Here is an 11,159-nt window from a genome sequence, read left to right as displayed (position 1 = left end):
CCCGCCGTATTCTCTTTAGTCTCACCGGATCAGGTGGTTTGCTCTAAAATATAGGGTTACACTGCGTCCTCGCATGTCGTATTGTGTTTTTGGCATTTCGCACGCCTGTATTGCTTGGAAAAATTTGACCGACTATGTCTAAGAAATTAACTGCCGACGCGACCGCCGCCGCCCCCGTCTCGTTTGAAGAGGCGATGGCGGAACTGGCGCAGCTGGTTGCCCAAATGGAGGCAGGCCAACTGCCGCTGGAAGCTTCGGTGGCCGCCTATGCGCGCGGCTCGGAGCTGGTGAAATTCTGCGCCGCCCAGCTGGAAAAAGTGGAATCCCAGGTCAAGGTGCTGGAGGGCGACATGCTCAAGCCCTTCGCGGAAGCCGCCGAGGCCGAACAATGAACGGCGCCTTCGACGACTGGATGAAAACCGTGCAGGCGGCATCGGAAAACGATTTATCCGGTTTCCTGCCTGCCCCCACCGTGGTCCCGGCCAAGCTGCACGAAGCGATGCGTTACGCGCTGCTGGGCGGCGGCAAGCGCGTGCGTCCGCTGCTGGTGTACGCGGCCGGCGCGCTGTTCGGCGCCGACGCGGCCATCCTGAGCCGCGCCGCCGCCGCAGTGGAAATGATCCACGCCTATTCGCTGGTGCACGACGACATGCCGTGCATGGACGACGATGAACTGCGCCGAGGCAAGCCGACGGTGCACGTGGCCTACGACGAAGCGACCGCGCTGCTGGTCGGCGACGCGCTGCAATCGCAGGCCTTCCTGGTGTTGTCCGAGGCGGATAGCATCCCCGCCGCGCGCCAGGTGGCGATGCTGCGCCTGCTGGCCCACGCCTCCGGCTCGGCCGGCATGTGCGGCGGTCAGGCAATCGATCTCGACAGCGTCGGCCTGAGCCTGACGCTGGAACAGCTGGAGCAGATGCACCAGCTGAAAACCGGCGCGCTGCTGCGCGCCGCAGTGGTACTGGGCGCGCTGGCCGGCAAGGATCTGGAACCGGCCGAACTGCAGGCGCTGAACGACTATGCACGCGCCATCGGCCTGGCTTTCCAGGTGGTGGACGACGTGCTCGACGCCACGGCCGATTCGGCCACGCTGGGCAAGACCGCCGGCAAGGACGCCGCCGACAACAAGCCGACCTATGTCTCGATCCTGGGTCTGGAACCGTCGCGCGCGCTGGCGCAAAAATTGCGGCTCGACGCGCACGCAGCGCTCGCGCCGTTTGGAGAAAAAGCTCTGCGGTTACGCGAACTCGCGGATTTGATCGTGCAGCGGAAGGCATAAATGAAATTGCTCGAAAACATAGACTCACCAGCGGATGTGCGCAAACTGGCGCGCACCCAGCTGACCCCGCTCGCGCATGAATTGCGCAGCTACCTGCTGGATTCGGTTTCGAAGACCGGCGGCCACCTGTCGTCCAACCTGGGCACGGTCGAGCTGACCGTGGCGCTGCACTACGTGTTCAACACGCCGCACGACCGCATCGTGTGGGACGTGGGCCACCAGACCTACTCGCACAAGATTCTGACCGGCCGCCGCGAGCGCATGCACACGCTGCGCCAGCTCAACGGCATCTCCGGCTTCCCGAAACGCGACGAAAGTGAATACGACACCTTCGGCACCGCGCACTCGTCGACCTCGATCTCGGCGGCGCTGGGCATGGCGCAGGCGGCCAAGATCAAGGGCGAGCACCGCCACGCGATCGCCGTGATCGGCGACGGCTCGATGACGGCCGGCATGGCCTTCGAAGCGCTGAACAACGCCGGCGTCCAGGAAGACCTGAACCTGCTGGTGATCCTGAACGACAACGACATGTCGATCTCGCCGCCGGTGGGCGCGCTGAACCGCTACCTGGCGCGTTTGATGTCGGGGCAGTTCTACGCCGCCGCCAAGAACGTCGGCAAGTCGGTGCTGCCCGGCCCAGTGCTGGAACTGGCCAAGCGCCTGGAAGAACACGCCAAGGGCATGGTGGTGCCCGCCACGATGTTCGAGGAATTCGGCTTCAACTACATCGGCCCGATCGACGGCCACGACCTCGAATCGCTGGTGCCTACGCTGCAGAACATCAAGCAGCTCAAAGGCCCGCAGTTCCTGCACGTCGTCACCAAGAAGGGCCAGGGCTACAAGCTGGCCGAGGCGGAACCGGTGCTGTACCACGGCACGCCGAAATTCAATCCGGCCGAAGGCATCAAGCCGGCCGCCGCGCCGGGCAAGATGAGCTACACCGACGTCTTCGGCAACTGGCTGTGCGATATGGCGGCCGCCGACAAGAAGCTGGTCGGCATCACGCCGGCCATGCGCGAAGGTTCGGGCATGGTGCGCTTCGAGCAGGAATACCCTGACCGCTACTTCGACGTCGGCATCGCCGAGCAGCACGCCGTCACCTTCGGCGCCGGCCTGGCTTGCGAAGGCCTGAAGCCGGTGGTGGCGATCTACTCCACCTTCCTGCAACGCGGCTACGATCAGCTGATTCACGACGTGGCGTTGCAAAACCTGGACGTGACCTTCGCGCTGGACCGCGCAGGCCTGGTGGGCGCGGACGGCGCCACCCACGCCGGCAACTACGACCTGGCCTACCTGCGCTGCATCCCGAACATGGTGGTGATGGCTGCTTCGGACGAAAACGAGTGCCGCCAGATGCTGAGCACCGGCTACCACTACAAGGGACCGGCGGCGATCCGCTACCCACGCGGTGCGGGCGCCGGCGCGGCGATCCAGCCGGAGCTGACGACCATTGAAATCGGCAAGGGCGAAATCAAGCGCAAGGGCCAGAAGATTGCCATTTTGGCCTTCGGCTCGATGGTTGCGCCGGCCGTCGCCGCAGGCGAGACGCTGGACGCCACCGTGGCCAATATGCGCTTCGTCAAGCCGCTGGACGTGGAACTGGTCAAGCAGTTGGCGGCCGAACACGACTACCTGGTGACCGTGGAAGAGGGCTGCATCATGGGTGGCGCAGGCGCCGCCGTGGCTGAAGCGCTGGCCGCCGAAGGCATCGTCAAGCCCTTGCAGATGCTCGGCCTGCCGGACAAGTTCATCGACCACGGCGACCCGGCCAAGCTGCTGGCCGGCGTGGGCCTGGACGCCGCCGGCATCACCGCCTCGATCAAGGCGCGCCACGCAGCCGCCGAGCCGCGCCTGGTGGTCAACAACGGCTAAATACCGTTGCTGTTACGCCCAAAGCCGCCTCCGGGCGGCTTTTTTCTTGCCTATCGCAAAGGCGCGTCCTATATTGGTATAAACAGTTTATTCGGTTTATATCGCCATGAACGCCGCCGCCTCCCTGTTTGCCGGTTTGCTGTTCGCCTGCGGAACGGCGGGCGCGCAGGTGCCCGAGTCGGGCAGGGCGCAGGAGATGGGCTTCAGCGCCGAGGAAGTGGCCAGCACCGTGGAAGACCGCTATATCGACCGCATGGTCGAACTGGCCGCCGCCGGACGCCTGGACGACGACCGCGCCTTGCTGGCGCGCCTGCAAGCCATAGGCGCCGGCCTGATACGCGCCGCCGTGGCGCTGAAGCCGGAAGCGGCAGCCTGGCAATGGGAGTTCCACACCACCAGCGATACCGAAGTCGACGCCATCTGCATGGCGGGCGGGAAGATCCTGGTGGGCAGCGCCTTCGTGCGCCAGCTGGCGTTGAACGATGGCGAGCTGGCGACGCTGCTGGCGCACGAAGTCGCCCACGCGGTGGCCGAGCATCATCGCGAAACCTTGTCGGAAGCGCTATTTCTGAACCGCTATCCGGCGGTGCCGGTGGAGGTGGTGCTGGAGCGGCTGGAGAGCGACGTGTCGGTGCAGATAAGGCTGTCCAAGCTATCGAGCCTGCAGGAATCCGAGGCCGACCAATTGGGCATGGTGCTGGCGCACCGCGCCGGCTGGCCGGCCGCCGACATGGTCAGCTTCTACCGCAAGCTGTCCGACGGCGACCAGCTGGCGCTGGTGGCCGGCGCCTATCCGGCCAGCGCCTCGCGCCTCAGCATGGCCAAGGGGATGGCGCTGCTGTTCCAGTCAGACCGTTAGCGCAGCCTTAGCCGCGTTTGCGCTCGTGCTGCCACAGCACGTCGCTGCCGCCTGCATAGCGGTTCAACACGCGCGACAGCACAAACATCAAGTCCGACAAACGGTTCACGTACTGGCGTGGATGCTCGTGGATGGTCTCGGCCTTGCCCAGCGTGACGATGGCGCGCTCGGCGCGGCGGCACACGGTGCGGCACACGTGCGCCTGTGAGGCCGCCCGCGAGCCCGCCGGCAGGATGAATTCCGTCAGCGCCGGCAGCGTGGCGTTGTACTTGGCCAGCAGCGCGTCCAGGCGCTCGACGTGCGTCTCGGTGATCATCTGGTAGCCGGGGATGCACAATTCGCCGCCCAGGTCGAACAGATCGTGCTGGATGGTGACCAGTTCCTCGCGCAGATCGGCCGGCATGTCTTCGCACAGCAGCAGGCCGATGTGCGAGTTCAGTTCATCGACTTCGCCGATCGAGTCGATACGCACGCTGTCCTTGTCGGTGCGGCTGCCGTCACCGAGGCCGGTGGTGCCGCCGTCGCCGGTGCGGGTGGCGATTTTGGAGAGTCGGTTGCCCATATTGATTCCTAAAGTAGATGAGTCGCGCTCGGAAGAATACAACAGTTTAGTCGGGTATTTCGTCCTGCGGGGCGTTTGTGCTTACAATCGATGCCTGACCAAGTGCTTCCAGGTGCCCGCTCCATGAACACTGCCACTCCCGAACGGGCCGTACTGGCCGATATCGCCGCCCGCCGCGCGCAGGTTGCCGCGGCGTTGCAGCAGGTGCTGCCGGAGCGCGCCATCCTGTCCGCGCCGGAAGACACCCGCCCCTACGAATGCGACGGCCTGGCCGCCTACCGCCAGCTGCCGATGATCGTCGTGCTGCCGGACAGCGAGGCGCAGATCGTCGCCGTGCTGCAGGTCTGCCGCGAACTCAATGTGCCCATCGTGCCGCGCGGCGCCGGCACCGGCCTGTCCGGCGGCGCCATGCCCATCGCAGACGGCGTGGTGCTGTCGACCGCGCGCCTGAACCGCATCGTACGCATGGACGCCTATTCGCGCAGCGCCGTGGTGCAGCCGGGCGTGCGTAACCTGGCCATCTCGGAAGCGGCGGCGCAGCATGGCTTGTACTACGCGCCGGATCCATCGTCGCAGATCGCCTGTACCATCGGCGGCAACGTGGCGGAGAATTCCGGCGGCGTGCACTGTCTCAAATACGGCCTGACCGTGCACAACGTGCTGCGCGTGCGCATGGTGACGATAGACGGCGACGTGGTGGAACTAGGCGGCGAAGCGCTCGACGCGCCGGGGCTGGACCTGCTGTCGGTGTTCATCGGCTCCGAGGGCATGCTGGGCATCGTCACCGAGGTCACGGTCAAGCTGGTGCCCAAGCCGGCCACCGCGCGCGTCATCATGGCCTCGTTCGACGAGGTGGTGGCGGGCTGCCACGCGGTGGCGGCGCTGATCGCGGCCGGCATCATCCCGGCCGGGCTGGAGATGATGGACCGGACCTCGTCGCGCATGGTCGAACCGTTCGTGCAGGCCGGCTACGACACCGAAGCCGCCGCCATCCTGCTGTGCGAGGCCGACGGCACCATCGAAGAGGTGGAAGAGGAAATCGCCCGCATGACGGCGGTGCTGAACACGGCCGGCGCCAGCGCCATCGCGGTGTCGCAGACGGAGGCGGAACGGCTCAAGTTCTGGTCCGGCCGCAAGAACGCCTTCCCGGCGGCGGGCCGCATCTCGCCGGACTACTACTGCATGGACGGCACCATCCCGCGCAAGCGCCTGGGACAGGTGCTGGAAGGGATAGCGCAGATGGAAACCAGGTACGGCCTGCGCTGCGCCAACGTGTTCCATGCGGGGGACGGCAACCTGCACCCGCTGATCCTGTTCAACGCCAACATCCCCGATGAATTCGAACGCGCCGAAGCCTTCGGCGCCGAGATCCTGGCCTTGTGCGTAGAAGTGGGCGGCACCATCACCGGCGAGCATGGGGTGGGCATCGAGAAGATCAATTCGATGTGCGTGCAGTTCGCGCCGGCCGAGCTGGAGGCATTCTTCTCGGTCAAGCGCGCCTTCGACCCGGCGGGCTTGCTCAATCCCGACAAGGCCATACCAACGCTGAACCGCTGCGCCGAATTCGGCAAGATGCGCGTCAGCGGCGGCATGCTGCCGTTTTCCCATTTGCCGCGTTTTTAACGGAGTGACATGAGCACCGGTTCCCATTCCGACATCGCCGCGCAGTTCGGCGCCCGCATCCGCGCCGCCACCGCCGCAGGCACGCCGTTGCGCCTGCGCGGCGGCGGCACCAAGGACTGGTACGGCCAGGCCTTGAACGGCGAAGTATTCGATACGAGCGCCTACGCCGGCATCGTCGCCTACGAGCCGACCGAGCTGGTAGTCACCGCGCGCTGCGGCACGCCGCTGGCCGAGATCGAGGCGCTGCTGGCGCAGCACCATCAGATGCTGGCCTTCGAGCCGCCGCGCCACGGCGCCGCATCCACCATCGGCGGCGTGGTCGCCAGCGCCTTGTCCGGCCCGCGCCGCGCCAGTGCGGGCGCGGTGCGTGATTTCGTGCTCGGCGCGGTGCTGATGGACGGCCACGGCGAGGCGTTGCGCTTCGGCGGCCAGGTGATGAAGAACGTGGCCGGCTACGACGTCTCGCGCCTGCTGGCCGGTTCGCTGGGCACGCTGGGGCTGATGCTGGAAGTGTCGCTCAAGGTGCTGCCGGTGCCGGTGTGCGAGGCCAGCCTGCGCTTCGAGATGAGCGAGATCGATGCGCTGCGCCGCCTGAACGAATGGGCCGGCCAGCCGCTGCCGATATCGGCCAGCTGCTGGCATCAGGGCGTGCTGTCGCTGCGGCTGTCCGGCGCGGAGGCGGCGGTGGTCGCGGCGCAGCGCAAGCTGGGCGGCGCGCCGCTGGCCGATGCTGCGGCGTTCTGGGCCTCGCTGCGCGACCAGACGCACGGCTATTTCGACGGCGGCAGCTTGTGGCGGCTGTCGGTGCCGCCGGCGGCCAGCGCCATCATCCTGCGCGGCGAGCAGCTGATCGAATGGGGCGGGGCGCAACGCTGGCTCAAGGCGGATACCGTTGATGCCGAACAGGCAGCCGCCATACGCCGCACTGTGGCGGCGGCCGACGGCCACGCGACGCTGTTCCGTGGCGCGGACAAGGATGTCGGCGTGTTTCATCCGCTGGCGCCTGCCGTGGCCCGGATCAACCAGAGGCTGAAGCAGGCCTTCGACCCGGCGGGGATCTTCAATCCCGGCCGCATGTACGGATAGCGCGTATGCAAACCAATCTCGCCGACTTCATCAAGAACACTCCCGAAGGCGCGGAGGCCGACGCCATCCTGCGCGCCTGCGTCCACTGCGGCTTCTGCACCGCCACCTGTCCCACCTACCAGCTGCTGGGCGACGAACTCGATGGCCCGCGCGGCCGCATCTACCTCATCAAGCAGGTGCTGGAAGGCGCGCCGGTGACGGTCAAGACACAGACCCACCTGGACCGCTGCCTGACCTGCCGCAATTGCGAAACCACCTGTCCGTCCGGCGTGCGCTACGGCCGCCTGATCGACATCGGCCGCAAGGTGGTGGAAGAGCGCGTGCAGCGCCCGTTCATCGAGCGCATGAAACGGCTGGTGTTGAAGGAAGCCTTGCCGCGCAAGGCGTTGTTCACGACGGCCTTGCGCGCCGGGCAGATATTCCGTCCGCTGCTGTCGCCCGCCATGCAGGACAAGATTCCGGCGATGCGCGGCGCGGGCGCATGGCCGGCCCGCGAACACGCCCGCAAGATGCTGGTGCTGGAAGGCTGCGCGCAGCCGGCGATGGCGCCCAACATCAACGCCGCCACGGCCCGCGTGCTGGATGCGCTGGACGTGCAGTTGCTGGTCGCGCCCAAGGCCGGCTGCTGCGGCGCTCTGCGCCACCACCTGAACGACCAGGAAGCGGCGCTGGACGACATGCGCCGCAACGTCGACGCCTGGTGGCCCTACGTGCAGGACGGCGCGGTGGAGGCCATCGTGATGACGGCGTCGGGCTGCGGCGTCACGGTCAAGGAGTATGGGCATTTGCTGGCGCACGATGCAGCCTACGCCGACAAGGCACAGCGCATCTCGGCGCTGACACGCGACTTGAGCGAGGTGATGCCGGAATTCGAGGAAGCGCTGCGGCGCCGCGCCGTCAACCGGGAGCGCGTGGCCTACCATCCGCCATGCACGCTGCAGCACGGCCAGCAGATACGCGGCAAGGTGGAGGGCGTGCTGCGCGCTGTCGGCGTGGACGTGGTGCTGTGCGCGGACAGCCATTTGTGCTGCGGCTCGGCGGGCACCTACTCGCTGCTGCAAGCGGAATTGTCGCTGCAACTGCGCGACCGTAAGCTGGCCAACCTGGCCGACACCGGCGCCACCACCATCGTCTCGGCCAACGTCGGTTGCACCGCGCACCTGCAATCGGGCACGGAGACGCCGGTGATGCACTGGATCGAATTGATCGACTCAGCCCTGAACAAATAAGGGCATCTGCGCCGTGCCGCCGGCCGGTTCTGCGTGCAGGCTGAGGATGGGCGGCAGCTGCGCGGCGGCCTGCCACACCGGCGCGGTGTCGAAACTGGCGACCCAGGCCAGCACGTCGTCGGCCGGCATCGGCCGGGCGATGCCGTAGCCTTGCACCAGGTCGCAGCCCAGCCGCATCAGCATGGCGCCGTGTTCGATGGTTTCCACGCCCTCGGCGATCACGCCCAAACCGAAGGACTTGGCCAGGCCGATGACGGCGCTGACCAGGTGCAGGTCGTCGCGGTCCACCAGCATATTGCGCACGAAGCTCTGGTCGATCTTCAGCATGTCCGCCGGCAGCCGCTTCAGGTAGGACATCGACGAATACCCCGTACCGAAATCGTCCAGCGCGAAGCTGATGCCCAGCGCCTGGCAATCGAGCATGATGCTGCGCACATGGGCGATGTCGCTCAGCGCCGACGATTCCAGTATCTCCAGCTCCAGCATATGCGGCGGCACGTCCGGGAATTCGGCCAGGATGGCGGTCAGGCGGGCGACGAAGTCGGCGCGCTGGAAATGGCGGGCGGCGATGTTGACGCTGATGACCCAGCGGGCGTCGAACGCGCGCCACACCTGCAACTGCCGCAGCGCTTCGCGCAGCACCCATTCGCCGATATCGACGATCACGTCGCTGTGTTCGACGATGGGCAGGAACTCGGTCGGTCCGACCACGCCGCGCAGCGGATGCTGCCAGCGCAGCAGCGCCTCCATGCCGACGATGCGGCCTTTGCGCATGTCCAGCTTGGGCTGGTAGTACAGCCGCAGTTCGCCGGCGCGCACGGCGGCGCGCACTTCGGTGCGGCGGTTGTGGTGGGTGCGCACCTGTTCGTCCAGGTCGGCGTCGAAGAAGTGATAGCGGTTGCGGCCCGTGATCTTGGCCTGGTACAGCGCCTGGTCGGCGTGGCGCAGCAGGCTGTCGGCGCTGATCTCGCTGCCGGTGTAGACCGCCACCCCGACGCTGGCCGACATGCTCACCGCCTCGCCGTCGCACACGTAATCGCGCGACAGCGCCGCCATCAGGCGGTCCAGCGCCTGCTCGACGCCAGCGCGGCCGTTCATCTCCGGCAGCAGCAGCACGAACTCGTCGCCGCCCAGGCGAGCCACGTAATGGCGCTGGCCGGCGAAATCGTGCAGGCGGCTGGCGGCCTGCTTGAGGACCTCGTCGCCGATGTCCTGGCCCAGCGTCTGGTTCACGTGCTGGAAGTGATCGAGGTCGAACAGGCAGACGGCCAGCAGGTAATCCTCCTCGCGCGCGCGGACGACTTCCTGTTCGAAGCGGGCGGCCAGCGCGGCGCGGTTGGGCAGTCCGGTCAGCACATCGTGGTTGCTCTGCCAGGAGATCTGCTGCATCAGCTGGCGGCGCTCGGTCACGTCGCGGAACACCAGCACCGAGCCTTGCACCTCGTGCTGCGCCGAGCGGATCGCGTTGGCCGTGTATTCGACGGTGACGATCTGGCCGATGCGGTTGCGCAGGCTCTGGTTGCCGACCTTGACCACCTCACCGCCGGCATAGACCGCCGCCATCGACTTGAGCAGCGCATGCTGGCCGAAGTTATTCGCCAACACGAACACCTGGTGCAGCTCCATGCCGAGTGCGCGCGCTTCGGTCCAGCCGGTGAGCTGCTGGGCGACGTCGTTGATGGTGGCGATTTTTCCGCTCAGGTCAGTGGTGATGACGGCGTCGCCGATCGAGGCCAGCGTGACTTCGATGCGTTCCTTTTCCACCTGTAGCAGCGACTGCGCCTGCAGTGTATGTTCCAGCTGTTCGCTGAGCCTTGCCTGGCTTTGCTGCAGCTTGTGCACCAGCGCCTGCACGCGCTGCGCCATGTTGTTGAAGGTGACGGCCAGCATGCGCGCTTCCAGCGTACCGGCGACTGGCAGGCGTACGCCATGATCGCCGTTCTGGAAGCGGGTGGTGGTGTCGGCCACGCGCCGCAGCATGCGCTTGTTGGCGTAGATGATGATGCCCAGCAGCGTGTAGATGATGGCGATGTTGATGATGGAGATCACCGCCTGCTGGCGCAGCGTGCGCCACACCTGGGCCAGCGGCAGCGTCGGTTCAAAGCCCAGCACCAGCACGGCGCTGCCGATGTAGATGGTGCGGTTGATCGGTTGCAGGCCGTTCAGCTGGCGGAACCAGTCCGGATAGTCCGGCGCCGGCTGCGCGCTGCGCAAAGCCTCCAGGTGGCCGCCGGCATAGTCCAGCCGCGCCGAGACCAGGTCGGCCTCCAGCAGCAGGGCGCTGGCCAGCGTGTTGTCGAGCGCGGCGCGGTCGGGCGTGCTCAGCGCTGGCGTCAGGGCCTTGTGCAGATAGACGCCCAATTCGCCCGCGTCCTTCTGGTAGCGGGCGTTGGCGTATTCGGTTTCCGAATCGAACAATAGGGTGTATCGCACGCCCACGACGATGGCGATGACGGCGAAGATGGGCACGAACAAGCGGGAGTACATCCCCATCCGCATCCAGTGCGATAACAGTTTTCCAAACAACGACATAGGCGACTGATTCGATAATTGGAAATGACCAGAGATCATTATTACCGAAAAGTTAACCTAAAGCACGTTTTTTGGAAAACGTTTTCACTCTTTTTTCGGATTGTCGTGGACACGCGC

General features: G+C 66.2%; 9 protein-coding genes. 7 read left to right on the top strand and 2 right to left on the bottom strand.

Going from position 1 to position 11,159, the window contains the following annotated elements; genetic code table 11:
• Positions 1-134: 134 nt before the first annotated feature.
• The 4 genes from GEV02_RS23080 (at position 135) to GEV02_RS23065 (ending at position 4,010) form a co-directional block, all read left to right on the top strand.
• Entirely contained in the window at positions 135-392 is a 258-nt protein-coding gene (locus tag GEV02_RS23080; protein WP_152805265.1) for an exodeoxyribonuclease VII small subunit, read from the top strand.
• Positions 389-1,279 (top strand): polyprenyl synthetase family protein, encoded by an 891-nt coding sequence (locus GEV02_RS23075; RefSeq protein ID WP_152840311.1) that lies wholly within the window; start codon positions 389-391, stop codon positions 1,277-1,279. The genes GEV02_RS23080 and GEV02_RS23075 overlap by 4 nt, the downstream gene beginning before the upstream one ends.
• Positions 1,280-3,151, top strand: coding sequence for a 1-deoxy-D-xylulose-5-phosphate synthase (gene dxs, locus GEV02_RS23070; protein ID WP_152840310.1), 1,872 nt, complete (start codon positions 1,280-1,282; stop codon positions 3,149-3,151). It abuts the gene before it with no gap.
• A gap of 106 nt (positions 3,152-3,257) precedes the next feature.
• Positions 3,258-4,010: a M48 family metalloprotease gene (locus tag GEV02_RS23065; protein WP_152840309.1), complete on the top strand. Its 753-nt coding sequence runs from the start codon at positions 3,258-3,260 to the stop codon at positions 4,008-4,010.
• Positions 4,011-4,017: 7 nt separating this feature from the next.
• Here GEV02_RS23065 and GEV02_RS23060 read toward each other — a convergent pair whose 3' ends face one another.
• Positions 4,018-4,572: a cob(I)yrinic acid a,c-diamide adenosyltransferase gene (locus GEV02_RS23060; protein ID WP_152840308.1), complete on the bottom strand. Its 555-nt coding sequence runs from the start codon at positions 4,570-4,572 to the stop codon at positions 4,018-4,020.
• A gap of 123 nt (positions 4,573-4,695) precedes the next feature.
• On the opposite strand from GEV02_RS23060, the gene GEV02_RS23055 reads away from it, so the two are divergent.
• The 3 genes from GEV02_RS23055 to glcF are packed head-to-tail and all read left to right on the top strand — an operon-like array spanning position 4,696 to position 8,510.
• A complete protein-coding gene (locus tag GEV02_RS23055; protein ID WP_152840307.1) occupies positions 4,696-6,195 on the top strand; it encodes an FAD-linked oxidase C-terminal domain-containing protein in 1,500 nt (499 codons plus the stop codon).
• A 9-nt stretch (positions 6,196-6,204) separates the two neighbouring features.
• Positions 6,205-7,281, top strand: coding sequence for a glycolate oxidase subunit GlcE (gene glcE / locus GEV02_RS23050; protein WP_152840306.1), 1,077 nt, complete (start codon positions 6,205-6,207; stop codon positions 7,279-7,281).
• 5 nt (positions 7,282-7,286) lie between these two features.
• A complete protein-coding gene (glcF, locus tag GEV02_RS23045; RefSeq protein ID WP_152840305.1) occupies positions 7,287-8,510 on the top strand; it encodes a glycolate oxidase subunit GlcF in 1,224 nt (407 codons plus the stop codon).
• On the opposite strand, the gene GEV02_RS23040 is transcribed toward glcF, so the two are convergent.
• Positions 8,493-10,997 carry a putative bifunctional diguanylate cyclase/phosphodiesterase gene (locus GEV02_RS23040; RefSeq protein WP_235922898.1) on the bottom strand — a complete coding sequence of 835 codons (2,505 nt, stop codon included), beginning with the start codon at positions 10,995-10,997 and terminating at the stop codon, positions 8,493-8,495. The genes glcF and GEV02_RS23040 overlap by 18 nt on opposite strands.
• Positions 10,998-11,159 lie beyond the last annotated feature (162 nt).

The organism is Rugamonas aquatica (genome assembly GCF_009380215.1).
GTDB lineage: Bacteria > Pseudomonadota > Gammaproteobacteria > Burkholderiales > Burkholderiaceae_D > Rugamonas > Rugamonas aquatica_B.
Note: the sequence above shows the minus strand (reverse complement) of the source record. Positions and strands in the feature narration are given on the sequence as shown.

Bases quoted from the DNA above. Each gene is read 5' to 3' on its own strand.
- GEV02_RS23080 (WP_152805265.1), top strand. From the start codon at position 135: ATGTCTAAGAAATTAACTGCCGACGCGACCGCCGCCGCCCCCGTCTCG.
- GEV02_RS23055 (WP_152840307.1), top strand. From the start codon at position 4,696: ATGAACACTGCCACTCCCGAACGGGCCGTACTGGCCGATATCGCCGCC.
- glcF (WP_152840305.1), top strand. From the start codon at position 7,287: ATGCAAACCAATCTCGCCGACTTCATCAAGAACACTCCCGAAGGCGCG.
- glcE (WP_152840306.1), top strand. From the start codon at position 6,205: ATGAGCACCGGTTCCCATTCCGACATCGCCGCGCAGTTCGGCGCCCGC.
- GEV02_RS23040 (WP_235922898.1), bottom strand. From the start codon at position 10,997: ATGTACTCCCGCTTGTTCGTGCCCATCTTCGCCGTCATCGCCATCGTC.
- GEV02_RS23075 (WP_152840311.1), top strand. From the start codon at position 389: ATGAACGGCGCCTTCGACGACTGGATGAAAACCGTGCAGGCGGCATCG.
- GEV02_RS23060 (WP_152840308.1), bottom strand. From the start codon at position 4,572: ATGGGCAACCGACTCTCCAAAATCGCCACCCGCACCGGCGACGGCGGC.
- dxs (WP_152840310.1), top strand. From the start codon at position 1,280: ATGAAATTGCTCGAAAACATAGACTCACCAGCGGATGTGCGCAAACTG.
- GEV02_RS23065 (WP_152840309.1), top strand. From the start codon at position 3,258: ATGAACGCCGCCGCCTCCCTGTTTGCCGGTTTGCTGTTCGCCTGCGGA.